Raw genomic sequence first — 23060 nt, forward strand, 5'->3', positions numbered from 1 at the left:
GCCATCCACGTCTTTCTTGCCGCTGGTTGTAAAGACGTGGATGCCCGGGACAAGCCCGGGCATGACGACTTTTTATGAGCCGTTGCGACATGCAACAGCCATGCGATGACGAGACGCCATCACACCATGTACTGCCCGCCGTTGACCGTCATCGTCGAGCCGGTGATGCCTCCGGCCTCGTCGGCGGCGAGGAACACCACGGCGCGGGCGATTTCCTCGGGCTCGCCGAGGCGATTGACCGGGATCAGCGGCAGAATGCTTTTCTCCAGCACGTCCTTCGGCACCGCCTGCACCATTTCGGTGTTGATGTAGCCGGGGCAGATCGCATTCACGGTGATGCCGCCCTTGGCATTCTCCAGCGCGAGCGCCTTGGTGAAGCCGATGTCGCCGGCTTTGGCCGCGGAATAGTTGACCTGACCGAACTGTCCCTTCTGGCCGTTGATCGAGGAGATGTTGATGACGCGACCGAACTTGCGGGCGCGCATGCCTTCGATCACCTGGCGCGTCATGTTGAACAGCGAGCCGAGATTGGTGTTGATGACCGCGTTCCACTGATCGAGCGTCATCTTGTGGAAGGCGCCGTCCTTGGTGATGCCGGCATTGTTGATCAGCACGTCGACCGGGCCGAGGTCGGCTTCGACCTTCTTGACGCCGGCAGCGCAGTCGTCGAACGAGCTGACGTCCCATTTGTAGACCGGAATGCCGGTCTCCGATTTGAATTTTTCGGCTGCGGCGTCGTTGCCGGCGTAGCTCGCCGCGACCGTATAGCCCGCAGCCTTCAGCGCCTTGCTGATCGCCGCGCCAATGCCCCTTGTACCCCCCGTAACCAATGCAACACGTGCCATATCGTAGTCCTCCTTGGTGGCCTTCTTTCTATGCCGGAATTGTCCCGGTCTTTTGACGAAGCTCAGCCTTTGGTTTGAAGCGTTGTTGAAAACGCTTGCGTAAGATGAAAATGCCCGGCGCGAGACCGGGCATTTCATCCTTACCAATTCGAGCCGCGGTTGACAGATGATCTTTTCATCATTCAACCAGTCACTCTGCCTTTAGTTCAGTCGCGTGCGATGCACATGGCGATGCCCATGCCGCCGCCGATGCACAGCGTGGCGAGGCCCTTCTTGGCGTCGCGCTTCTGCATCTCGTGCAGCAGCGTCACCAGCACGCGCGCGCCGGAGGCGCCGACCGGGTGACCGATCGCGATCGCGCCGCCATTGACGTTGACCTTGCCGGTATCCCAGCCGAGGTCCTTGTTGACTGCGCAGGCCTGCGCGGCGAACGCCTCGTTGGCCTCGATCAGGTCGAGGTCGCCGATGTTCCAGCCGGCCTTCTTCAGCGCGGCGCGGGAAGCCGGGATCGGCCCGGTGCCCATGATCTTGGGATCGACACCGGCCTGGCCCCACGACACGATGCGGCCAAGCACTTTCTTGCCTTCCTTGGCGGCCTGCTTGGCGGTCATCAGCACCACGGCGGCGGCGCCGTCATTGATGCCGGATGCGCTGCCGGCGGTGACGGTGCCGTCCTTTTCGAAGGCGGGCTTCAGCTTCGCCATCGAATCGATGGTGGCGCCATGGCGCGGATATTCGTCGTCGCTGACGATGATGTCGCCCTTGCGGGTCTTGATGGTGACGGGAACGATCTCGTCCTTGAACTTGCCGGCCTTCTGCGCCGCCTCGGCCTTGTTCTGCGAGAAAACCGCGAACTCATCCTGCTGCGCGCGGGTGATCTGGTACTGGCGCGCGACGTTCTCGGCGGTGTTGCCCATGTGGTAGCCGTTGAAGGCGTCCCACAGGCCGTCCTTGATCATGGTGTCGACCAGCTCGAGGCCGCCCATCTTGACGCCGCCGCGCAGATACTGCGCGTGCGGGGCCATGCTCATGGATTCCTGGCCGCCGGCGACGACGATTTCGGAATCGCCGTTGAGCAGCGCCTGGTAGCCGAGTGCCACCGTGCGCAGGCCGCTTCCGCAGAGCTGGTTAACGCCCCAGGCCGGGCTTTCCACCGGAATACCGGCGGCGATCGAGGCCTGGCGAGCCGGGTTCTGGCCTTGGGCAGCGGTCAGGATCTGCCCCATGATGACTTCGGAGACGCGGCCCGGCTCGATGCCGGCCCGCTCCAGCGCAGCCTTGATGGCGACGGCGCCGAGGTCATGCGCCGGGGTGGTGGCGAACGCGCCGTTGAAGCTGCCGACCGGGGTGCGGGCGGCGCTGACGATGACGACATCGTCTGACATGGACATCTCCTATTAGGGTTTCTTGGCTTGAGGTTTTCTTCGACGGCGGGCTGCCGGATGGCGTGCCTGTCTCTCACCTCATCCTGTTAACCCCGTTGACCCATGTCAATTGGCCAGGGCCCAAATTCCTTCCGCGGCGCATTCAAATTGATCCCCGTGAGGGTTTCCATAGCAGCGTCCATGCCTTGGAATTAACCGTGCCGCACAAAACGGTAGCCGAACCGCATTGAAAATGCTTACTTTGCTGCGTTGCGTTGCTCGTCTGCCCGTCGGCAATGCCGTCGGGTTCCCCGCTCTCGGTGTTGATGTGTGAGCTTATGGCAAAGTCAGACCAACCTACGACCATCAAGAAATACGCCAACCGGCGGCTCTATAATACCGGCACCAGCACCTATGTGACGCTCGAGGATCTCGCGGCGATGGTGAAGGACGGCGAGGATTTTCTCGTCTACGACGCCAAGACCGGCGACGACATTACCCGCTCGGTGCTGGCGCAGATCATCTTCGAACAGGAAAACAAGGCCGGCCAGAATTTGTTGCCGACCACCTTCCTGCGGCAGTTGATCCGGTTCTACGGCGACAGCATGCAGATGGTGGTGCCGAAATATCTGGAGCAGTCGATCGACACGCTGACGCGCGAACAGGAAAAATTCCGCAAGCAGCTCACCAACACGTTCAGCGGAACGCCGTTTGCGCCGCTCGAAGAACATGTCCGCCGCAACATGGAATTGTTTCAGCAGACGTTCTCGATGTTCAAGCCGTTCGTGCCGCCGCGCAACGGATCGACGTCGTCAGAGCCGGAGAAAGTGCCGGAGCCGGCGGCTGACGAAGACAATATCGACGACCTTCGCCGCCAAATGAAAGACATGCAGGATCGCCTCGAGCGCATGTCGAAAGAGCCGAAGAAGGAAGAGTAACAGGGTTCACTCCCCTCGTCGTCCCCGCGAACGCGGGGACGACGAAGAGATTTTTCAGTACGAGAAGACAGTCTAACCCGCCGCCGGCAGCACCGTCTCTGCCGCCGTGCTCCACGGCCGTTCCGGCGAGGCCAGCCCGATCAGGCGACCCTGGATGTAATCGCAGCCCCATTCGCGCAGCATCACGGCGGCTTCCTCGTCCTGCACCCATTCCGCCACCGTCTTGATCTGCAGGCGGTTCGCCAGATCGATCAGCGTATGCACGAAGGCGCGATCGTCCGCCGAGCGTGCGATGTTCTGCACGAAGGCGCCGTCGATCTTCACGATATCGACGCCGAGCTTGCGCAAATTTCGGAATGAAGTGTAGCCGGCGCCGAAATCGTCGATCGCGATCTGACTGCCGAAGTTCTTCAGACGGGTCACGAAGCCGCGGACATCGTCGATATCCTGGATCGCGACCGTTTCGGTGATTTCGACGATCAGCCGCTCGCCGGCGCCGGGATGCGCCTGCATCAGCGATTCGATCGAAGTCCACCAGTCCGGGTCCATCGTGGTGTCGGGCGAGATGTTGAGGCTGAGCCGCACGTTCGGCGACGCCGCGAGTTCGGCGATCGCAAGTTCGAGCACGCGGTGATCGACCAGCCGGATCAGGCCCAATCGCTCCGCGACCGGAACGATATCGGGCGCCAGCAGCGCCTGCCCGTCCTCCTGCTCCATCCGCACCAGGCACTCATAGAACGCCGGCTGTCGCGAGCGCGCTTCAACCACCGGCTCGAACGCCGCGACGATGCGGCGCTCGTTGAGCGCGGTGACTATCTCGTCGGTGACGCGGATGTTGACGCGGCGCTGGGCATCGCGTTCGACATTCGGACGCCACAGCGAGAACGATCCGGCACGGCGGCGCTTGGCGCCGTCGAGTGTTTCCTGGGCGCGGTTGATGGCCTCATCGGCATTGCGGGCGTAACGCGGGATGGTGACCGCGCCGATCGAGGCCGTCACCGAGACCGGGCCGGATTTGGTCGGGATCACCTCGTCGCGGATTCCTGCCAGGAAGCGTTCGGCCGCAGTATTGGTGTCGTCGACCGTACAGTTCCTCAAGATCAGCCCGAACTTGTTGCCGGAGAACCGGCCGAGCACGTCGCCCCCACGCAGCTTGGCGCGGATGCGTTTTCCGACCTCGGCGATCACGGCGTCCGCCACGTCGAAGCCAAAGGCGTCGTTGACGCGCGCCAGATGATCGATGCCGATCAGCATGAAGGCGCAGGACGATCGGAAACGCATGGTTTCTTCGATCGTTTCCGCCAGCGCGGCGACGAGATGCGTGCGATTGAGTTCACCGGTCAGCGGATCGTGCCTCGAAAGCCGCATGAGCTGTTCGTCGCGGGCGTGGCGCTCGTTGTTGACACGGACGATGCCTTGCGCGCGCACCGGCTTGCCGTCGGGCCCTCCAAACCAGCAACCGGTCTCCTCGATCCAGATCATGGGCGCCGAGGCCGCGGCGCGAACGCCATATTCGATCCGGTAGGCGACGCCTTCTTCGCCGGTCCGCGCGGGTGCAGATTGAGCGAGCGCCTCGTTGCGGATCGAACGGGAGGGTTCGATCAACCGGGCGAAGGCGGAGCCGCTGACCAGCGCCTCCGCCGGAATGTCGGTGAAGACCGCGCCGGCATTGTCGCTCCAGTCGATGGTGTCCGCCGTCAGGTCCCACAGGAAGGCCGCCTGACCTAGCGAGGCAAGGATGCTTGAGGCTTGCGGGACAGGGGGCATCGGGACGCCTCGATTCGGGACACCGCCGGGGTGATTCCCACCGCTAAGGATAGTGGCTCTCTTGAACACGAGGCTAGGCCAAGTTCATAAATAATCCGGAAACCATGTTTCACGGACTTCCCTGACCCGGCGGGAACGAAACGGGAGGAAGCGGCATAGGCCTTGCGAGGTCAGATCGCAGTGGGGGCGTAACGTCCCAAAACGTGACAGTTAGCCGGTTACGGTGTGCGATGCTGGATATCGATCGATCAGACGAAATCTTGGACGGCGAGTTCGTCAACCTCGACGAGCCGGCCAGCACCGAGCTGGTGCCGGTGACCCAGTCCGTGCACTGGTCGCCGAGGCCCGCGCCGAGGCCCGATCCAACCTTCGTCGCGCAGTTGATCGCGACCGCCGACCGGGCGCCGCAAACCCGGAGCCTGCGGCGGGCTTCGCTGGCGGATGCACAGACGGCCTATGGCGCCAGCCAGATCCGCCGTTGCGGCACCGGCTTCCGGACGCGGCAAACCATCTAGCTTCTTGTTTTGACGCGTTTTCTTTACGCGAACCGGGATCCACCCCGGATCAAGTCCGAGGGCATGCTTCGATCCGAAAACGCTATGAGTCAGCGCTGAGGCGTGTCCGGCTTATCCGGCTTATCCGGCGATGGCGGAAAGCCTGGGCCCGGCTGCAGTCCCGGTGACGGGACCTCCGGTGACTGGACCTCGGGCGACGGGACTTCCGGCGAATGGACTTCCGGAGACGGCGTTTTCGGCGGGACCGCCTCGGGCACGACGGCGGGCTGCACCGGTTTTGGCTCGGGCTGCACCGGTTTCAGCTCGGTCTGCGCCGGTTTCGGCTCGGCGAGATCCTTCAACACGGATTCGGCAACAGAGACTGCCGGCGGCACCGGCGCAAGAGGCGCAGGTGCGGCGGCCGGCGCGGGGTCGATATGGGGCTCGGCCGCCGGTGCCTCGACTTTTTCGGCGGCCTTTGGCGGTGGTTCGGCGGCTTTTGGCGCAGGCGCAGGCGCAGGCGCTACCGCAACGGCACGGCGCCGCGTTCGCAATGCGAGGCCGGAGAGGAAATCCACCAGCGCGAGTGCCGTCAGAAGGAAATAGGTCGAGGTGCCGAACTTCGGCCACAGCACGAATTCGGCCGCGGCCGCGCCGAACACGATCAGCGACAGCAGATGGTCGGTGAGATACTTCGCGCCGGGGCGCGCGCCTTTGATGACTTCGGCAAGCAGCAGCAGGATGCCAAGCGTGAGCAGCACGTCGCTCAGCGTCACGGCCAGTTCCGCGCCCGACACCAAGGTCAGCTTCACCAGCGGATCGGTGAAGGATACGCCGGGCATCAGGAAGACGATGATGTTGTAGATCGCGAGCGGAATCAGAAGCAGCGGAAAACCGACCATGGGTATCGCGCCTTCCTAGGAAAACCGGAATGTCCCCGGGCGAAGCATCGCTCCGCCCCGTGGAACCGTTGGCCCACTCGTTGGCCAAATTCGGGCAGACGCCGCCAGAAGCGGCGCCTTATCCCCGAATCCGATCAGGATTCCTTCTTTTTCAGCACCTGCCGGCCCTTGTACATGCCGGTCTTCAGGTCGAGGTGATGCGGACGGCGCAGTTCGCCGGAATCCTTGTCCTCGGCATAGGTCGGCTTCTTCAGCGCATCCGCCGAGCGGCGCATGCCACGCCGCGAGGGCGATGTTTTTCTTCTGGGAACGGCCATAACGGTCCTCTAGGGGTGTTGTCGGAGGCATCGTCCGAAACCGGACGGCCCAGCGCTGCGCGCGCGGGCTGCGATGCCGATAAGGCCGCGCTTATAGAGGATGGGATGGCGTAAAGCTAGGCCGGCTTGCGGTTAAAGGGACCGAAAATTGGCTCAAAAAGCACGATTTTCGCTCCAGCAGCGCTGCAGTGCCGCCGCGTTGGCCCGCGCCATATAGGTCCCGGCCAGACGGCGTACCCCGGGCCCGGGATTGCGGGCGCTGCGCCTGACGGGATTGGGCAGGATCGCCGCCAGCAAGGCCGCCTCGCGCGCCGAAAGCGTCGCGGCCGAACGGCCGAACGCATACATCGAAGCGGCCTCAGCCCCGAACTGCCCGGATGGGCCGAGTTCAGCGATGTTGAGATAGATTTCCAGAATCCGCTGCTTGGGCAGCACCAGATCGATCCACATCGCCAAGGGCAGTTCCAGCGCCTTGCGGACCACGCTGCGGCCCGGCCACAGGAACAGGTTCTTGGCCACCTGCTGGGTGATGGTCGAACCGCCGCGGGCGGGCTCACCGTCCTCGGCATCGTCGATCGCATCCTGCAACGCGCCCCAATCGACCCCGCGATGGCTGCAGAATTTGGCGTCTTCGGAGCCCACCACCGAGCGCGGCAGGTAAGGCGAAATCGCGTTGAAATCGACCCATTGCCGGGATACCGGCGCGCCCTTGAGCCAGCGCAAGGCCATCAGCGCCGACACCGGATGGCCGGTTCGGTAGAACGGCGTCACCAGATAAGGCAGCAACAGCACCGCGAGCAGGATCAGCAGCAAAATTCGGACAATGCGCAAATTGGACGCTTCCGGTTCAGCCCAGGCCGGCCCGGGGCCGACGAATTGGCCCCACCCATGTGACATCTCCATGATATTTCGTGCGTTTTCCAGCGCTTTTGTGACCGGGGTCATGGAATTGACGAAGCCGTTGCCATCAACGATTGTCCGGCCAAATTGATCTGGAGCTATTCTTAATGACCACCGCCACTGCCGATTTTACCAAACGCCTGGACCAGACCGCGGACGATACCGAAGCGCTGCTGGCAAAGCTGCTCTCCGACACGCTCGTGCCGGACGAGATCGTCCGGCCGAAACGGCTGATGGACGCGATGCGCTATTCCAGCCTCAACGGCGGCAAGCGACTGCGCCCTTTTCTGGTGGTCGAAAGTTCGGCCGTGTTCGGGGTTCCGCGGGACGCTGCCCTGCTGGTCGGCGCGGCTCTGGAATGCATCCATTGCTATTCCCTGATCCATGACGATTTGCCGGCGATGGACAACAGCGACCTGCGCCGCGGCCGGCCGACGTTGCACAAGAGGACCGATGACGCCACCGCGATCCTCGCCGGCGATGGCTTGCTGACGCTGGCGTTCGACATCGTCACCCGCGACGAGATCCACAAGGACGCCAATGTGCGCCTGTTGCTGACGCGGGCGCTGGCGCGCGCCTCCGGCATCGGCGGCATGGTCGGCGGCCAGATCCTCGACCTCGCCGGCGAAGGCCGCTTCGGCGACCGGGAACCGGTCGACGTGGCGCGGCTGCAGCAGATGAAGACCGGCGCGCTGTTGCGCTATGGCTGCATCGCAGGCGCGATCCTCGGCCAGTCCACTCCGAGCGAGTATCAGGCTCTAGACGATTACGGCCGCGCGCTCGGCGAGGCCTTCCAGATTGCCGACGACCTGCTCGACGTCGAAGGCGACGCCGCGGCGCTCGGCAAGCAAACCGGCCAGGATGCGGCGCTCGGCAAGACCACCTTCGTCACCCAGCTCGGCATCGACGGCGCCAAGCAGCGCGTGCGCGATCTGCTGGCGCGGGCCGATTCCGCGCTGTCGATCTTCGGGGCGAAGGGCGACACATTGCGGGCAGCCGCACGCTTCGTCGCCGAGCGCAAAAACTAGCGCGAATCGAAGGCATCGGATGAGCAAGGAATTCGAAGAGCACCTTGTTCGGTTCCGCAATCTGCCGCTGCCGGTCCGCGTGGTCTACGGCAGGCCCCGCACTTTCATCGCGCTCGCGGTCGGCGTCATCGCGTTCCTGCTGCTGCCCGGCACGCTGCGGCTGCCGACGCGGCTTGTCGTCGGCTGGGACGCATTCACCGCGCTGTACCTCGTGCTCGCCTACATCATGATGCTGCGCTGTGACGTCGCCCATATCCGCCGCAGCGCGGTGCTGCAGGACGACGGGCGTTTCCTGCTGCTGCTGTTGACCGCGCTCGGCGCCTTCGCGAGCCTCGCCGCGATCGTGCTCGAGCTCGGCGCCTCGAAGGGAAGCTCGTCCGGGCTGATCCTGGCCACGGTGACGATCGTGCTGTCATGGGCGACCGTTCACACGGCCTTCTCGCTGCACTACGCGCACGAGTTCTATCGCGGCGGCAAGCCCGGCGGCTTGCAGTTTCCGAGCGGCGACGCCCATGCCGAGGCCGATTACTGGGACTTCGTCTACTTCTCGTTCGTGATCGGCATGACCGCGCAGGTTTCCGACGTCGGCATCACCGACCGGGTCATCCGCCGCACCGCGACCGTGCACGGCGTCATCTCGTTCGTGTTCAACACCGCGCTGATCGCGTTGATGGTGAATATTGCCGGGAGTGCGATCTGAAAGCCATCGTCCCCGCTTTTGGCGGGGACGATGCTGTTTGGATCGGTTAGGGGCACTTTCCCGACATTATGGCTTCCCGCGAGTTACAACCCAACAGACGTTGATCGCCGGTAAGCGGCTGGCCCGTAGATGACATCCCTGGACCACCCGGTGTTTGGGAACGCGTGATAAAGACTCTCTTGGTTGCTTGCGGAACCGGCCTTGCTTCGTAAACGCGTCGTGATTCCGGCCTTTCGCGCGTTGCCACCGGCTTTTTGGCGCGACGCTTCTCGCATTCATTATCGTCGTTGAGGAACGAGCCCTCGGCGCAGGTGATTTTGGTGCAGCGGTCGCCATCGGCCTGGAAGCCGTGTTCGCAGACCAGCGGGCACACCCGTGACGATTTCAGCTTGATCGTATCGAGCGTATCGACGCTGGCGACCTTGGTGTCGAGCCTGGTTCCGGCGTAACGGTTGAACTGCGTCAGCGAGCGCTGCGAGGCGTTGTTCCAGTTGCCATCGGCGTTGCCGGTCAGGCAGCCGACACGCCGCAATTCGGCCTGCACCGACTTGGTGACATCGGCTTGCGGCGGCCCCGCGGCGAGCGTGGCCACGTTCACCGCCTTGTCCTTGTCAGCGGGGGCGCTTTCGGCGGCGACGCGCTTCTGTTCGGCTGCGGCCGCCTGGTCCTGCGCCACCTGCTTGGCCTTTTCAGCCGCGACGCGCGCCCGCTCGGCGGCTTTGACATCCGCCTCGGCCTTGGCCTGTTGCGACTTCTGGGCACCCTCAGCGGCGAGCCGCGCCCGCTCCTGTTCGGCCTGCCGCGCTTTTTCGGTCGCCGCGACACGCGTTTCCTCGGCGGCGATCTTGTCGAGCTGAAGCTTGGCAAGGCTGGCGTAGAAACCATCGGGATATTGCGCGAGGAAAGCGTTGAGCGCGCTCTTGTTGCCGATCTGCAGCGCGAGTTCGTAATCGCGGCGGGCTTCGGCCTGCGCGCTGGGGGCTGGCGCAGGGGCCACCGCGGGCGCTGCACGGGGCGCCGGTACCAGTGGCACGTCTTCGCCACCCAGCGAACCGTACACAAAAGGTTCCTGCCTGTTGCCCGTGGTCTTGAGCACCTCGTCGCGGACAAAGCCGAAGGCCCGGCGCACGTCGAGTCCGGGCTTCGTGAGATGGTGCGACAGCGCTGATGTGAACGGGCTGTTCTTGCCGTCGCCATCGGCGGCCGTGGAGCCGGCCTTGGCCGAATAGGCAATCAGGACGTTCGGGCTGGTCGGCTCGACCTTGGCCAGGCCCTGGCCGATCGCGCGCGAAGCCACCGTCCGCTTCATGGTCCTGGAAAACGGATTGTCGCGGCAGGCGTCGAGGATCACGAGCCGCAGTTTCTTGGCCGGCTCGATCGCGACCAGGATGCGGTCAAGCGACAGCGCTTCGTCATAGACGTCTGTGTCGCGTTCCAGCCGTGCATCCACCGGGATGAGGTAATTTCCGCCGTCCACCTCGATGCCGTGGCCGGCGTAATAGACGACGGCGATATCGGCATCGCGGGAGCGGTCGGCAAAGTCGCGTAGCGCGCGCCTTGTGTCGGCGGCGGAGAGATCCCTGCGGGAGTCAACGACGTCGAAGCCGGCGTCCTTTAGCGTCGCCGCGATCCTGGCGCTGTCGTTCACCGGATTGGCCAGCGGTGCGACATTCTGGTAGTTGGAATTGCCGAGCACCAGCGCCACGCGCTTTTCGGCAAACGCCGGCTCGCTCACCAGCAGGAAAGCGGCGGCTGCAAGTGCCCATCGGCACAACTTTTGCGATCCAGACATCATCGTGACTCCTCCGGAGTCCTGTACTTTTTTACCACACCGGCCTGCCTATCAGAAGCCAGGGTCCGGCTTTGTGAGTTAAGTCACGAACCACGCTGATGTGAAATCGCGCCATCGCCTTATCCTTAGTCGGGCCAGCGCCCCCGTCGGTTCGCCATGGCCTATCACCTTTTCCGCCGGGTTCCCGTCCAGATATAAACCTCCGGCGACGAGCATGTATTCCCCGAGCAGCATAAGCCGCTCAACCCGGCACGACATGCTCCCGGTATTGCGGCAGGTCGTCCGTGATCGCGAACCACGATGCCTTGGAGCCGACAAAGATGTGAGCGGTCGGGCGGATCGAGGGATCGTCGACCAGCGTGCCCATGGCGACATGGACGAAAGCGCCTTCACGCACCACCGAATAGAGCAACGAGCCGCATTTTCGGCAATGCGCGTCGTGGCCGGCCTCGTCGCCATAGATCATGAGATCGTCCTCGCCTTTGGTGACGCTGAATTTGTCGCGCGCGATGCCGGCGAACGGCTTGAATGCCGCACCGGTAGTGCGCCGGCAATTCGAACAATGGCAATTCAAGGCGTAGCCGAACTCGTCAGCCACCGCGTAGCTGACCGCGCGGCAAAAGCATTCTCCGGCAAGAATGCGAGCATTCGATTTTGCTGAACCCGCCACCTGCAACTCCTCGCAACCGTGATGAAGTCAGCCTAGCGCAATGAAGCGGTTCGTGGCTTAATTCAGCTCGAACAAATTTCTTTTCGCCGGGAGGAACTGCCGTGAGTCACGACCGATCGACCGTGGAAGCCGTGGTCAAGAATTATTTCGATGGCCTGTATGAAGGTGATGCCGACAAGCTCGGCGCGATCTTCGATGCCACCGCCGATTTGCGCTGGCTGGAGAAGGGCGAGTTGCAAGTGCTGACCGTGCCGGACTGGCTCGATCGCGTGCGCAAGCGCCCGTCCGGCAAGGCCGAGGGCAAGCCGCGCGAGGATTTCATCGTCACCATCGACCGCTCCGACGATCAGACCGCCTTCATCAAGGTACGCTGCCAGTTGCCGCCGCGCTATTTCACCGACTATCTGGTGGCAATGAAACTGCGCGACGGCTGGAAGATCGTCTCCAAATCCTACCGCTACGATCTGCGCGAGTAAGGCTCTGTGAACCGAGTAGAACCAACCTGCGGGAGGACAAATCGTGGCTCTTGATCGTTCTACCGTCGAGGCGGTCGTCCAACACTATTTTGATGCCGTGTACGAGGGGGACGCCGACAAGCTGGGCGCGATCTTCCATCCCTCCGCCGACCTGCGTTCGCTGGAAAAAGGCGAACTGCAGGTTCTTCACTTGCCTGCCTGGCTGAACTGGATGAGGAAGCGGCCGTCGGCGAAAGCGGAAGGCAAGCCGCGCGAGGATTTTATCGTCATGATCGACCGCTCCGACGATCAGACCGCCTTCATCAAGGTGCGCTGCCAGTTGCCGCCGCGTTATTTCACCGACTATCTGGTGGCGATGAAACTGAGCGACGGCTGGAAGATCGTCTCGAAGTCTTACCGCTACGATCTGCGCGAGTAATATCCACTCAGGCTTGGGCACCCGCCGGCGCAGCTTCCGTACCGCCGCTGCGGCGGCCCAAATTGCCCCGGATTACGCACATCACGACGGCCGGTTGCAGCAGCCGCGTCGGCGGCGCCTCCAGATAGGCGACCTCAAGAAAGGCGGTCGCCAGCCTTGCATCGTGACGGCCTGAAACCGCTTCGCCCTTCGCCCGTGAACGCGCGCGCCTTGCGCATTGACCTTGCGGTTTTTCCCTGCGAATGGGGGCGATCATGGAAGCCAAGTTTCAGATCTTTTTGATCCTGCTCGCGGTGCTGGCAGGGACCGCGCTGCTGGCGCGGCGGATCAATGTCGCGCCGGCCATCCTGCTGCTGCTCGCCGGCATCGCGCTCGCCTTCGTGCCCGGCATGCCGACGGTGGAATTGCCGCCCGAATTGGTGCTGCTCGTATTCCTGCCGCCGCTGATCTATTCGGCGAGCGTCGCCATGAGCTGGCGCGAATTCAAATCCAATCTCCGCCCGATCATCCTGCTGTCGGTCGGCTGCGTGATCTTCACCGCCTTCGCGGTCGCGACCGCGACGCATTATCTGATCGGGCTGCCCTGGGGCGTCGGCTTCCTGCTGGGGGCCATCGTCGCACCGCCGGACGTGGTGGCGCCGCTGGCGATTGCGCGCAAGCTCGGCATGCCCCGCCGCATCCTCGTCGTGCTCGAGGGCGAGGGGCTAGCCAACGACGCCACCGCATTGATCCTCTACCGGTTCGCGGTGGCGGCGATTTCGACCGGGCTGTTCTCGCTGCCGAAGGCCACCGGCACCTTTGCCGTCATCGTGGTCGGCGAAATCCTGTTCGGTGTCGCAGTCGGATGGCTCTCGTTGCGCGCACGCCATCGTGCGCGGGACCCTCAGGTCGAGATCACGCTGTCGCTGATCACCCCCTACCTCGCCTTCTGGATCCCCGAACATCTCGGCGGTTCCGGCGTGATCGCAACGGTAGCCTGCGGGCTCTACATAAGCTGGAACGGACCGCTTTTGATTTCATCGGCGACGCGCCTGCAGGGCATCTTCTTCTGGGACCTCGTGATCTATCTGGTCGAGGGCTCGCTGTTCCTGCTGACGGGATTCCAGATGCGGCTGCTGTTCGAGAAATCGAAGGCGTTTCCGCTGCAGGATATCCTGTTCGCCACCGCGCTGGTCGCAATCATCGTCATCCTGGCCCGCTTTGCCTGGGTCTACCCCGCAACCTATCTGCCGCGTCTGATCAGCAGACGAATCCGTGAACGTGATCCGCCGCCATCCTGGCAGACCGTGTTTGTGGTGGCCTTCACCGGTGTGCGCGGCGCGGTGTCGCTCGCAGCGGCGCTGGCGTTGCCATTGGCACTGCCCGGCGGTGAGGGCTTTCCCCACCGCGACATGATCCTGTTCGTCGCCTTCGGCGTCATCTTCATCACCCTGGTGGGATTGGGGCTTGGATTGCCGGCGGTGGTGCGATGGCTCGGGATCGCCAAGGACGGCCGCAGCGAGCATGTCACGGAACATGAGGCCGAGATCACGGCCCGGCGCGAGGCGCTTGATGCCGCGCTCAAGTCGCTCGACGCCATCACCGACGACCGCGAACTCTCCGATGAAGTCGTGAAGCTACTCAGGGCACGCCACGAGATCCGCAGCAATCAGCTCCCGGATTCGCTCGATCCCGAAACCCACGACGTTTCGGCGGCCGGCACCGCCCTGACACGGGAATTGATCGCGGCCGAGCGGAAATTCATCCACGTCCTGCTGCGCGACGGCAAGATCACCGACGAAACGCGGCGGCGGATCGAACGCGACCTCGATCTGGAGGAAGCAAGCCTGAGCAATCGGGAGTACCGAAGGATCGCGCTATAGTTGTCGTCCCGGCCAAGCGCAGCGCGAGCCGGGACCCATACGCCGCGGCGGTAATTATCAGGCACGTCGGTCGACGCCTTTCTTCCACAACGCAAGCCTGTGGTTATGGGTCCCCGCGTTCGCGGGGACGACTCGCCGAGAGAGCGCAGCTACTCCGCCGCCGCATTCCTGCCGGGACGGCCGACATAGCCGGCCGCATCGCCGAACCGCTCGATCATGACTGTTGTGAGGTCCTTGGCCTTGCTGGTGACGCAGGCGCCGGAGCGCACCGCATAGCGATCCTGATGCTTGAGGTGTGGCGGCGCCTCGCCCTTCTGCAGCGCGCGGGCGGCATCCATCACCAGTTTCCGGAAATGCATGATGCCGAGATCGGTCGGACCGAGATGTTCGCGGGTACGGTCGGCGATCGGCCCCTGGCTGTCCTGCACGGCGGCGTCCTGTTCGGAAACGCCCTTGATGCCGGTGTAGCTGTTGGTCTTCTGCAGTTTGCGATCGATCAGGTAATCGTTCGACTTGTTGCGCAGCGGAATATAATTCTCGTCAACCTCCGACATCACGCCGTTGCCGCGGTCGTACCCATCGCGCTCGGCCTGCGTCAGCGGGCGCTCCGGATTCCAGGCATAGGTGAAGATCCAGCAGCTGGTATCGGTCACCGGAATGAAGCTCTGACCGAAAATATTCTCACCCGGCATCGAGCTCGGCGCATAGGCATGCACCGGCATCAGGAACTGGGCGATGCGCCAGTAGATATTGTCGGAGCCGGTCAACCGCCCGCCCGCGACCGTCAGGCCGGCCTCGTGCGGATTGATCTTGATCACGGGGCGCGGGTCTTCGGCAATCCAGCGCATGTGATCGGTCGCGACCCGCGTCAGCGGATTCACAAAGTGTTTCTTGATGTCGAGGATCTCGTTCTCTTCTTTTTCGAAAGAGAGATGCGCGAACGTGAAATGCGCGGTGTCGATCGAGCCTTCCAGCGCCTGCACCCAATTGCAGTCCTGCCATTTCTTCGAGACATAGCGATGCGAGGCCGGCACCAGCGCCATTTCCAGATCAGGCAATTCGGGCACCTGCTCCGCCGGGCCCATATAGGCCCAAATCATGTCGCCCCACTCGCGAACCGGATAGGACTTGATGCGGATCAGATCCTTGGCGTTGAGATCGGGATAGGATGTCGGCATGTCGACGCAGCGCCCGTCGGTATCGAACTTCCAGCCGTGATAGACGCAGCGGATCCCGCATTCCTCGTTGCGGCCGAGCCAGAGATTGGCGCCGCGGTGCGGGCAGTACTGATCGATAACACCGACCACACCGCGGGTGTCGCGGAAGGCGAGCAGCTCCTCGCCCATCACGACGATCTTCTTCGGTGGCCCGTCGGCCTCGGGCAATTCCTCCGACAGCAGCACCGGGATCCAGAAGCGGCGCAGCAGTTCGCCCATTCCGGTGCCTGCACCGCTTTCGGTGAGGAATTTGTTGTCTTCGGCGCGGAGCATGGGCGACCTCCGATTGTTATTGCTTTTGGCCAAGCTTGGCGCAGGAGGCGCGATACGTCAACGCGAATGCGCAATAGCCGTAATGCAACGCCGTAGGGCGGGTTAGCGTAGCGTAACCCGCCGCCTTTGCGATGATTGACGGATTACGCTTCGCAAATCCGCCCTACGAAATTTACACCGGCCGCTCGCCCTTCACCGTCACCCGCGTGCCTGATCGGGTGTGGGGCCAGTAGTCCCACATCGCGCGGTGCTGGGCGCAGCGGTTGTCCCAGAAGGCGATGGCGTTTTCCGTCCAGCGGAAGCGGCACTGGAACAGCGGGTTCTCCGCGTGCTGGTAGAGATAGGCCAGCATGGCGTCGCTCTCGTCGCGCGGGATGCCGACGATAAAGCGGGTGAAGCCGCGGTTGACGTAGAGCGCCTTCCTGCCCGTCACGGGATGCGTGCGGATCACCGGATGTTCGGCACGCGGATATTCCACCCGGTCGGCGACGCCGTAATTGGCGTAGAGCCCGCGGTAGGTCTGCTCGCCGTCGTGCAGCGCGGTGAGCCCGTCAAGATAGGCCTTCATCCGATCCGACAGCGCCTCATAAGCGGCGTACATGTTGGCGAACAGCGTGTCGCCGCCGCGCGGCGGGCACTGCTTGATGTAGAGGATCGAGCCCATCGGCGGCTCGACGTCGCAGGAGACGTCGGTGTGCCAGCCCTCGCCATTGGCGCGCGGCGAATCCTTGTCGGCATAGATCTTCATCAGCGCCGGGTCGCCCTCGTTGGGCGCCGCCGGATGCACATGCAATTCGCCGAACTTGCGGCCGAAGGCGAGGTGTTGGTCGGAGTTGATGTGCTGGTCGCGGAAGAAGATCACGAGATTTTCGGCGAGCGCACGGTGGATCTCGTCCATCTGCCGATTAGAGCGCGCATCGTCCGAGACGAGCTTGCCGATATCGACGCCGGAGATTTCCGCGCCGATGATCGGGGTGAGTTTTTCGACGCTGATGGTTTCGTACGGGTCGGATTCGCCGGCGGTGTGCCTGTAACGAGGACCTTGCTTGCCGGACAGCGAAGACATGGGCGCTCTCCCAATCGTTCTTGATTGGGGCGCATCGTAGCTCAGGCGATACGAAGTGCAATGCATGTGGTTCGTCGTCCCTGCGAACGCAGGGACCCATAACCACAGGAGTTGGTGGCGGAGAAAAGCTGTAGCTACAGCCCGGCATAACCACAAAATTCTGTGGTTATGGGTTCCCGCGCCCCGTGCGCAATTGCGCACTAGGCGGGGACGACGGAAAGAGTTTACTCCGCGGCTGTCGTCTCCGGCGCCTTGGCGCCCGCCCCATACCGCTGATCAATATAATCGATCACCAGCGCCTTGAAGTCGGCCGCAATGCTCGGGCCGCGCAGGGTGCGGAATTTCTTGCCGTCAACAAATACGGGCGCGGCCGGCGCTTCGCCGGTGCCGGGCAAGGAGATGCCGATATTGGCGTGCTTGGATTCGCCGGGGCCGTTGACGATGCAGCCCATGACCGCGACGTTGAGCGTTTCGACGCCGGGATATTGCGTCTTCCAGCCCGGCATTTCCTCGCGGATGAAATCCTGGATCGAGCGCGCCAGTTCCTGGAAGGTGGTCGAGGTGGTGCGGCCGCAGCCCGGGCATGCCGCAACCAGCGGCACGAAGGTGCGGAAGCCCATGGTCTGCAGCAATTCCTGCGCAACCTGAACTTCCAGCGTGCGGTCGCCGCCGGGTTCGGGCGTCAGCGAAATGCGGATGGTGTCGCCGATGCCGTCCTGCAGCAGGATGCCGAGCGCGGCCGAAGAGGCGACGATGCCCTTTGATCCCATGCCGGCTTCGGTGAGGCCGAGGTGGATCGCGTAATCCGAGCGCGAGGCGAGCGTCTGATAGACCGCGATCAGGTCCTGCACGGCGGAAACCTTCGCCGAAAGAATCATCTTGTTCTTGGGCATGCCGAGCTCTTGCGCCCGCGCCGCCGACAACAGCGCCGACTGCACCATGGCTTCGCGGGTCACCGCGCGTGCATCGCGCGGGTTCGCTGAAGCCGTGTTCTCGTCCATCAGCTTGGTCAGCAGTTCCTGATCGAGCGAACCCCAGTTGGCGCCGATGCGGACCGCCTTGTTGTTCTTGTTGGCGATCTCGATGATGTCGGCGAATTGGGTGTCGCGCTTGTTCTTGAAGCCGACATTGCCGGGATTGATGCGATACTTGTCGAGCGCCTCGGCGCAATCAGGATATTCGGCGAGCAGCTTGTGGCCGATATAGTGGAAGTCGCCGATCAGGGGCGTGGTGATGCCGCGCTTGCGCAGGCCGTCGCGGATATGCGGAACGGCGGCAGCGGCCTCGTCGCGGTCGACCGTGATGCGCACCATTTCCGATCCGGCGCGCGACAGCGCCGCGACTTGCGCGATCGTGCCATCGACATCGGCAGTGTCGGTATTGGTCATCGACTGCACGACGATCGGCGCACCCCCGCCGACGGCCACATTGCCGACCATGACCTGGGTGGTTTTATGCCGGGCGCGGGGACCAGCGACGTCGTCTTGCGGAATTATTTCGGGCTTGTTCATGGGGCCTCGAATATCAGGTTTTGGTGACATTCACCAAGGGGGCGGCGAAAGCGCTGTGCGCCCCGTCACACAGGGATTTTTACGTTGTATATTCAACAGTTTAGGCCGATGACGGCGGCCGGAAGCAGGCCGGAATACCGCAACTTCCGTTAACCGCTATATTGGACAGGAATCGCCGAATTGAAAGGGCGCCCGCACGTCCCGGCCGCCTTTTCATAGCCCGATGCGGATCTTAGCATCGGGCTAAAATAACGGGAGGCCAACAAATGTCGGGGCATAACGGGCTCATCTCCACGGCGGAACTCGCTGATATTCTGGGCCAGGCCGACCTGCGCCTGTTCGACTGCACCACCTACCTCGAACCCGCGCCCGAAGGCAGCAGTCAGCCCTATCTCGCGGTCCCCGGACGTCACACGTTCGAAGCCGGGCATATTCCCGGCGCGGATTTTCTCGATCTGCAGGGCGAGTTCTCCAATCCCAACACCGAGCTTCGCTTCATGATGCCGGATGTTGCGTATCTCGAAGCTGCGTTCGGCCGCCACGGCGTATCCAACGGAAGCCGGGTGGTTCTGTACAGCATCGGCACGCCGATGTGGGCGACGCGGTTCTGGTGGATGCTCACATCGCTCGGCTTCGAGAACGTCGCGGTGCTCGACGGCGGCCTCGACAAATGGAAGCTCGAAGGCCGCCCGCTCGAAACCGGGCCGGCGAAGGGATATAAGCCGGCAACGTTCATGGCCAAGCCGAAGCCGGGATTTTTCGTCGACAAGCACGAAACGCTCGCTGCCTCGTCCGATCGAGGCACTGTCGTGGTCAACGCGCTCGGACCGCAGTTTCACAAGGGCCTCGAGCCGAGCCGCTACGGCCGGCCCGGCCGAGTGCCCGGCAGTTGCAACGTGTCGGCGGCGACATTGCTTGATCCCCGGACCAAGGCCTTCGTCCCGCTTGGCGAGGCAGAAGCCAAATTCAAGGCGCAGGGCATTACGAAAGACAAGCGTGTGGTCGCCTATTGCGGCGGCGGCATTTCCGCGACGGTCGACTTGTTCCTGCTGCATCGGCTCGGTTACGACAACCTTACCCTTTACGATGGCTCGATGGGCGAATGGGCCAAGGATACGTCGCTGCCGATCGAGACGGGTTAGGCTCTCGCCGCGTCATTGCCTGCGACAAACGCGAAGCGTTTGCGCAAGGGAGCGATAGCGACGAAGCAATCCATCTTTCAGCGCGCGCGGTGAGATGGATTGCTTCGCTTCGCTCGCAATGACGGAGAGTCACGCCGGCACGTTAGGATCCGGCACGACCTTCGGATCCGGCTTGTTCACGAGATAGAGCCCGGCAATGACCAGCAGCGCCGCGGCACCGAAGGCGATGGTCAGCGTATCGTGCAGGATGAAATAGCTGGCGGCGACGCCGAACAGCGGCGTGACGAAGGTGAACGCTGACAGTTTGCTGGCCGAATAGGTTTTGACCAAAGCGAACCACAACAGGAACGTCAGGCCCACCACCCAGAACGCCTGATAGGCCAGCAGCGACAGCGACAGCGGCCCGGGAACATGGGTGATGGTTTCGCCCGATATCCACGCGGCAAGCGCGAGAATCGGGATCGATATCGCCACCTGATAGCCGAGCCCCTTTTCCGCCGGAGCCTTGATCAGCGCCGTCGTCTTGACGATCAGCGTCGTGGCCGCCCAGAGCGCGCCGCCGGCGACGATCAGGAGGTCGCCCAGCAAAACCGTCGCATCGACATTGGTCTGGGGGACCCCGATGGCCAGCGCGACGCCGACGAAACTCAGGGCCAGGCCACCCCACTGCGGCGCCCGCAGCCGTTCGCGGAGAAAGACATACGAGCCGAGCGCGACGAAGAATGGCGCCACATACAGAAACACCACCGCACGCGACGCCGACGTCAGCAGCAAGCCGCGATAGATCAACACGAATTCAATACCGAAGATGACGCCCGCGATCACGCCGGGCCACAGCGTGCCATCACGCTCGAAGAATTTAACGCCGCGAAACCAGCCAATCACGAGCAGCACCGGCAACGCGCCGATGGAGCGGGCCAATGCCTGCAGCATCGGCGGAACGTCCGGCAACACCAGCTTCACCGCAATCTGGTTGAACCCCCAGCTCAGGCACAGCATCAGCATCAATGCGATGGCGCCCGGGGTGAGCGCACGCCCGGCCGCAGAAATCACTTTGTTCGACGACATCTATCCTCGTGGCCGGCCTGGCCGCCGTGTTCTTGTTATTTTTGACAGTGCGCGCAGGTGCCGGCGATCTCGACGACGGAGAGCTTTGGCGCGAAACCCGACGCACGCGCCGCGGCATTGAGGCTTTGCGCCACGGGGGCCGCGGGAATTTCGCCGACGGAGCCGCAATGATCGCAGATCAGGAACGCCACCATCGAGGTCTCGTCATGGTCATGCGCGCAGGCGAGGAAAGCGTTGCGGCTTTCGATCCGGTGGACGAGGCCGTTTTCCATCAAAAAATCGAGCGCGCGATAGACCGTGATCGGCGCCGGCCGAGGCATCGATTTGGCGAGTTCGTCGATCACCTCATAGGCGCCGAGCGGGCGGTGGCTCGACAGCAGCGCCTGCAGCACCTGGCGCCGGATCGGCGTGAATTTCTGCGCCCGCCGCGCGCAAACCTGTTCGGCATGCGCGATCGCTTCCGCAGTGCAGCGGCCGTGATCGTGGTCAGGCGCGGGGAATGTCGGCTTCGTCAGGGTCATGTCGGGCTTTTGTATCAGTTCGAGGGCCAATCCCAAAGCTCCTTGGTTCCCAGCCATGTGCTGGAAGCGGATCAGGCCATTGTTAACTCGCCATGCAGAATTCATAAGCAAGCTTATTATATCGCAAGCTTATGGAGGCGAGGATCATGCGCGGTTCCGTGGATATGAACTTCCTGTTTACGCTCGGCGAGGTGCAGCGGATGGTGCGCGCCTATGCCGACCGGCAGGCGGCGCGCTACGGCATCACCCGCGCGCAATGGGCCGTTCTGGCCAAGGTCGAGCGAACTGAAGGCCTGAAGCAATCGGAACTCGCCGAACAGATGGAGATGCAGCCGATCACGCTGACGCGGCTGATCGACAAGCTCTGCGGCAATGGCTGGATCGAACGCCGCGGCGACGAGAACGACCGCCGCGTCAACCGCCTTTATCTGCGCAAGGCCGCGCGCCCGCTGCTCGGCAAGCTCGCCGGGCTGCGCTCCGAACTGACGGCGACCGCGCTCGACGGCATCAACCCCGCCGACGCCCACCGCCTGCTCGACCAACTCGACCTGATCAAGGAAAACGTTCGCAACGCGATCCAGAATCCGGCGAACGAGCCTCCGCGAAAGGAGCAGCGCTATGGCTGATCCCGTGCTCAAATTCCCGCCCGAACAGAAGGGCAATCCTGCGACGCCGCGGCCGAAACTCGCGGCCGAGCCGCGCCGCCGGCTGATGGCCGGCATGCGCCGCTACCGCCGTTTCCTGCTGCTGGTGGTGTTGCCACTGGTCGCGCTGGTGGCTGGCGTGACGTTCTATCTCAATGGCGGCCGCTACGTGACCACCGACGACGCCTATGTCGGCGCGCAGAAGGTTCTGATCACGCCCGACATATCAGGCAAGATCGAGAAGGTCGTGGTGAAAGAGGGCCAGCAGGTCGGTCCGGGCGATGTGCTGTTCGAGATCGATCCCGTCCCGTTCCGCCTCGCTGTGGCGCAGGCCAAGGCCAATCTCGCGCAGGCCAAGGTCACCTATGACAATTTGATCGCCGACCTCAGGATCTACGGCCAGATGAGCGAGCTTTCGCAGCAGGGCATGGACCTGAAGCGGCGTGACGTCGAACGCAAGTCTTCACTGGTGAAGAACAATTTCGGTTCACAGCTCGACCTCGACAACGCTTCCACCGCTCTCGTCACCGCGAGCGCGCAGTTCCAGTTGCTGCAGCAGAAGATTGCCACCGCAAAAGCGCAACTGCTCGGCAATCCCGAGCTGCCGCTCGGCGAATTCCCGCCCTATGCCCAGGCCAAGGCGGCGCTCGACCAGGCCCAGCGCAATCTCGACCACACGGTGATGCGCGCGCCGATGGCGGGCATTGCCACGCAGGTGGAGCAGATTCAGCTCGGCCGCTTCGTGATGGCGGGCGCGCCGGTGTTCAGCATCATCGACACCTCGAATCCATGGGTCGACGCCAATCCGAAGGAATCCGATTTCACCCATGTCGCAGTCGGCCAGTCCGTCACGCTCGAGGTCGATGCGTTCCCGAACCACCCGTTCAAGGGTACGGTCGGCTCGCTGTCGCCCGGCACCGGCGCGCAATTCGCGATCCTGCCGCCGCAGAACGCGTCGGGCAATTTCGTCAAGGTGGTTCAGCGCGTTCCGGTGCGGATCTATTTCGACAAGAACGACAAGTTCGTCCGCAAGCTGAAGGCCGGCATGAGCGTCTACGCCACGATCGACACCAACCATCGCCGCTCGCTGCCCGCCCTGCTCGGCCTGTCGCCGGCGGTGGCGAACCAGGACCACGATTAGCGCC

23 protein-coding genes are annotated in these 23060 nt (G+C 63.3%); 10 read left to right on the plus strand and 13 right to left on the minus strand.

Annotation, left to right across the window (positions count from 1 at the left end; all coding sequences use genetic code 11):
• Positions 1–119 precede the first annotated feature (119 nt).
• Together phbB and IVB05_RS41635 are read right to left on the minus strand one after the other, a co-directional pair.
• Complete coding sequence (phbB, locus tag IVB05_RS41630) at positions 120–845, minus strand: acetoacetyl-CoA reductase (RefSeq protein WP_247781977.1); 726 nt, start codon at positions 843–845, stop codon at positions 120–122.
• Between the two features lie 206 nt (positions 846–1051).
• The gene (locus IVB05_RS41635) at positions 1052–2230 is read right to left on the minus strand and encodes an acetyl-CoA C-acetyltransferase (protein WP_247521924.1); all 1179 of its coding nucleotides are present in this window, start codon (positions 2228–2230) and stop codon (positions 1052–1054) included.
• Between the two features lie 317 nt (positions 2231–2547).
• On the opposite strand from IVB05_RS41635, the gene phaR reads away from it, so the two are divergent.
• The gene (gene phaR, locus IVB05_RS41640) at positions 2548–3147 is read left to right on the plus strand and encodes a polyhydroxyalkanoate synthesis repressor PhaR (protein ID WP_247781978.1); all 600 of its coding nucleotides are present in this window, start codon (positions 2548–2550) and stop codon (positions 3145–3147) included.
• A 72-nt stretch (positions 3148–3219) separates the two neighbouring features.
• Here phaR and IVB05_RS41645 read toward each other — a convergent pair whose 3' ends face one another.
• Complete coding sequence (locus tag IVB05_RS41645) at positions 3220–4914, minus strand: bifunctional diguanylate cyclase/phosphodiesterase (RefSeq protein WP_247781979.1); 1695 nt, start codon at positions 4912–4914, stop codon at positions 3220–3222.
• Between the two features lie 230 nt (positions 4915–5144).
• Between IVB05_RS41645 and IVB05_RS41650 the strand changes: the two genes are divergently transcribed.
• A complete protein-coding gene (locus tag IVB05_RS41650; RefSeq protein ID WP_247781980.1) occupies positions 5145–5429 on the plus strand; it encodes a hypothetical protein in 285 nt (94 codons plus the stop codon).
• A gap of 89 nt (positions 5430–5518) precedes the next feature.
• Here the strand turns inward: IVB05_RS41650 and IVB05_RS41655 are convergent, their stop codons facing one another.
• From IVB05_RS41655 to mtgA, 3 genes are all read right to left on the minus strand, one after another.
• The gene (locus IVB05_RS41655; protein ID WP_247781981.1) at positions 5519–6310 is read right to left on the minus strand and encodes a hypothetical protein; all 792 of its coding nucleotides are present in this window, start codon (positions 6308–6310) and stop codon (positions 5519–5521) included.
• Positions 6311–6444: 134 nt separating this feature from the next.
• Positions 6445–6627 carry a 50S ribosomal protein L32 gene (gene rpmF, locus IVB05_RS41660; protein WP_028347701.1) on the minus strand — a complete coding sequence of 61 codons (183 nt, stop codon included), beginning with the start codon at positions 6625–6627 and terminating at the stop codon, positions 6445–6447.
• 153 nt (positions 6628–6780) lie between these two features.
• The gene (mtgA, locus tag IVB05_RS41665) at positions 6781–7458 is read right to left on the minus strand and encodes a monofunctional biosynthetic peptidoglycan transglycosylase (protein WP_247787374.1); all 678 of its coding nucleotides are present in this window, start codon (positions 7456–7458) and stop codon (positions 6781–6783) included.
• Positions 7459–7634: 176 nt separating this feature from the next.
• Here mtgA and IVB05_RS41670 point away from each other — a divergent pair, with 176 nt between their 5' ends.
• Both IVB05_RS41670 and IVB05_RS41675 read left to right on the plus strand, forming a co-directional pair.
• A complete protein-coding gene (locus IVB05_RS41670) occupies positions 7635–8555 on the plus strand; it encodes a polyprenyl synthetase family protein (RefSeq protein WP_247781982.1) in 921 nt (306 codons plus the stop codon).
• Positions 8556–8574: 19 nt separating this feature from the next.
• A complete protein-coding gene (locus tag IVB05_RS41675) occupies positions 8575–9255 on the plus strand; it encodes a DUF1345 domain-containing protein (protein ID WP_247781983.1) in 681 nt (226 codons plus the stop codon).
• Positions 9256–9301: 46 nt separating this feature from the next.
• On the opposite strand, the gene IVB05_RS41680 is transcribed toward IVB05_RS41675, so the two are convergent.
• Both IVB05_RS41680 and IVB05_RS41685 read right to left on the minus strand, forming a co-directional pair.
• Entirely contained in the window at positions 9302–11047 is a 1746-nt protein-coding gene (locus IVB05_RS41680) for a caspase family protein (protein ID WP_247781984.1), read from the minus strand.
• Positions 11048–11288: 241 nt separating this feature from the next.
• The gene (locus tag IVB05_RS41685) at positions 11289–11717 is read right to left on the minus strand and encodes a GFA family protein (RefSeq protein WP_247781985.1); all 429 of its coding nucleotides are present in this window, start codon (positions 11715–11717) and stop codon (positions 11289–11291) included.
• 101 nt (positions 11718–11818) lie between these two features.
• Here IVB05_RS41685 and IVB05_RS41690 point away from each other — a divergent pair, with 101 nt between their 5' ends.
• From IVB05_RS41690 to IVB05_RS41700, 3 genes are all read left to right on the plus strand, one after another.
• The gene (locus IVB05_RS41690; protein ID WP_247781986.1) at positions 11819–12193 is read left to right on the plus strand and encodes a nuclear transport factor 2 family protein; all 375 of its coding nucleotides are present in this window, start codon (positions 11819–11821) and stop codon (positions 12191–12193) included.
• 43 nt (positions 12194–12236) lie between these two features.
• Positions 12237–12611, plus strand: a complete 375-nt coding sequence (locus tag IVB05_RS41695; protein ID WP_247781987.1) for a nuclear transport factor 2 family protein — start codon at positions 12237–12239, stop codon at positions 12609–12611.
• A gap of 254 nt (positions 12612–12865) precedes the next feature.
• Positions 12866–14473 (plus strand): Na+/H+ antiporter, encoded by a 1608-nt coding sequence (locus IVB05_RS41700; RefSeq protein WP_247781988.1) that lies wholly within the window; start codon positions 12866–12868, stop codon positions 14471–14473.
• 149 nt (positions 14474–14622) lie between these two features.
• On the opposite strand, the gene IVB05_RS41705 is transcribed toward IVB05_RS41700, so the two are convergent.
• The 3 genes from IVB05_RS41705 to ispG all read right to left on the minus strand — a co-directional run bounded on the left by IVB05_RS41705 (position 14623) and on the right by ispG (position 18540).
• Positions 14623–15963, minus strand: a complete 1341-nt coding sequence (locus tag IVB05_RS41705; RefSeq protein ID WP_247781989.1) for a Rieske 2Fe-2S domain-containing protein — start codon at positions 15961–15963, stop codon at positions 14623–14625.
• 172 nt (positions 15964–16135) lie between these two features.
• Positions 16136–17029 (minus strand): TauD/TfdA family dioxygenase, encoded by an 894-nt coding sequence (locus IVB05_RS41710; RefSeq protein ID WP_247781990.1) that lies wholly within the window; start codon positions 17027–17029, stop codon positions 16136–16138.
• A gap of 224 nt (positions 17030–17253) precedes the next feature.
• Positions 17254–18540, minus strand: coding sequence for a flavodoxin-dependent (E)-4-hydroxy-3-methylbut-2-enyl-diphosphate synthase (gene ispG / locus IVB05_RS41715; protein WP_247781991.1), 1287 nt, complete (start codon positions 18538–18540; stop codon positions 17254–17256).
• 266 nt (positions 18541–18806) lie between these two features.
• Between ispG and IVB05_RS41720 the strand changes: the two genes are divergently transcribed.
• Positions 18807–19682, plus strand: a complete 876-nt coding sequence (locus tag IVB05_RS41720; RefSeq protein WP_247781992.1) for a sulfurtransferase — start codon at positions 18807–18809, stop codon at positions 19680–19682.
• A gap of 129 nt (positions 19683–19811) precedes the next feature.
• On the opposite strand, the gene IVB05_RS41725 is transcribed toward IVB05_RS41720, so the two are convergent.
• Positions 19812–20750, minus strand: a complete 939-nt coding sequence (locus IVB05_RS41725) for a DMT family transporter (RefSeq protein ID WP_247781993.1) — start codon at positions 20748–20750, stop codon at positions 19812–19814.
• A 35-nt stretch (positions 20751–20785) separates the two neighbouring features.
• Complete coding sequence (locus IVB05_RS41730; protein WP_214488869.1) at positions 20786–21271, minus strand: transcriptional repressor; 486 nt, start codon at positions 21269–21271, stop codon at positions 20786–20788.
• Between the two features lie 143 nt (positions 21272–21414).
• On the opposite strand from IVB05_RS41730, the gene IVB05_RS41735 reads away from it, so the two are divergent.
• Entirely contained in the window at positions 21415–21897 is a 483-nt protein-coding gene (locus tag IVB05_RS41735; protein ID WP_247787376.1) for a MarR family transcriptional regulator, read from the plus strand.
• Positions 21890–23056, plus strand: coding sequence for an HlyD family secretion protein (locus IVB05_RS41740; protein WP_247781994.1), 1167 nt, complete (start codon positions 21890–21892; stop codon positions 23054–23056). The genes IVB05_RS41735 and IVB05_RS41740 overlap by 8 nt, the downstream gene beginning before the upstream one ends.
• Positions 23057–23060: the final 4 nt, after the last annotated feature.

This window comes from Bradyrhizobium sp. 170, assembly GCF_023101085.1.
Lineage (GTDB): Bacteria > Pseudomonadota > Alphaproteobacteria > Rhizobiales > Xanthobacteraceae > Bradyrhizobium.

Excerpts from the sequence above, each read along its gene's own strand:
- IVB05_RS41740 (WP_247781994.1), top strand. The coding sequence starts at position 21,890 with ATGGCTGATCCCGTGCTCAAATTCCCGCCCGAACAGAAGGGCAATCCT.
- IVB05_RS41705 (WP_247781989.1), bottom strand. The coding sequence starts at position 15,963 with ATGCTCCGCGCCGAAGACAACAAATTCCTCACCGAAAGCGGTGCAGGC.
- IVB05_RS41680 (WP_247781984.1), bottom strand. The coding sequence starts at position 11,047 with ATGTCTGGATCGCAAAAGTTGTGCCGATGGGCACTTGCAGCCGCCGCT.
- phaR (WP_247781978.1), top strand. The coding sequence starts at position 2,548 with ATGGCAAAGTCAGACCAACCTACGACCATCAAGAAATACGCCAACCGG.
- IVB05_RS41670 (WP_247781982.1), top strand. The coding sequence starts at position 7,635 with ATGACCACCGCCACTGCCGATTTTACCAAACGCCTGGACCAGACCGCG.
- IVB05_RS41730 (WP_214488869.1), bottom strand. The coding sequence starts at position 21,271 with ATGACCCTGACGAAGCCGACATTCCCCGCGCCTGACCACGATCACGGC.
- ispG (WP_247781991.1), bottom strand. The coding sequence starts at position 18,540 with ATGAACAAGCCCGAAATAATTCCGCAAGACGACGTCGCTGGTCCCCGC.
- IVB05_RS41655 (WP_247781981.1), bottom strand. The coding sequence starts at position 6,310 with ATGGTCGGTTTTCCGCTGCTTCTGATTCCGCTCGCGATCTACAACATC.
- IVB05_RS41720 (WP_247781992.1), top strand. The coding sequence starts at position 18,807 with ATGTCGGGGCATAACGGGCTCATCTCCACGGCGGAACTCGCTGATATT.
- IVB05_RS41725 (WP_247781993.1), bottom strand. The coding sequence starts at position 20,750 with ATGTCGTCGAACAAAGTGATTTCTGCGGCCGGGCGTGCGCTCACCCCG.
- phbB (WP_247781977.1), bottom strand. The coding sequence starts at position 845 with ATGGCACGTGTTGCATTGGTTACGGGGGGTACAAGGGGCATTGGCGCG.
- IVB05_RS41710 (WP_247781990.1), bottom strand. The coding sequence starts at position 17,029 with ATGTCTTCGCTGTCCGGCAAGCAAGGTCCTCGTTACAGGCACACCGCC.
- rpmF (WP_028347701.1), bottom strand. The coding sequence starts at position 6,627 with ATGGCCGTTCCCAGAAGAAAAACATCGCCCTCGCGGCGTGGCATGCGC.
- IVB05_RS41700 (WP_247781988.1), top strand. The coding sequence starts at position 12,866 with ATGGAAGCCAAGTTTCAGATCTTTTTGATCCTGCTCGCGGTGCTGGCA.
- IVB05_RS41675 (WP_247781983.1), top strand. The coding sequence starts at position 8,575 with ATGAGCAAGGAATTCGAAGAGCACCTTGTTCGGTTCCGCAATCTGCCG.
- IVB05_RS41645 (WP_247781979.1), bottom strand. The coding sequence starts at position 4,914 with ATGCCCCCTGTCCCGCAAGCCTCAAGCATCCTTGCCTCGCTAGGTCAG.
- IVB05_RS41650 (WP_247781980.1), top strand. The coding sequence starts at position 5,145 with ATGCTGGATATCGATCGATCAGACGAAATCTTGGACGGCGAGTTCGTC.
- IVB05_RS41635 (WP_247521924.1), bottom strand. The coding sequence starts at position 2,230 with ATGTCAGACGATGTCGTCATCGTCAGCGCCGCCCGCACCCCGGTCGGC.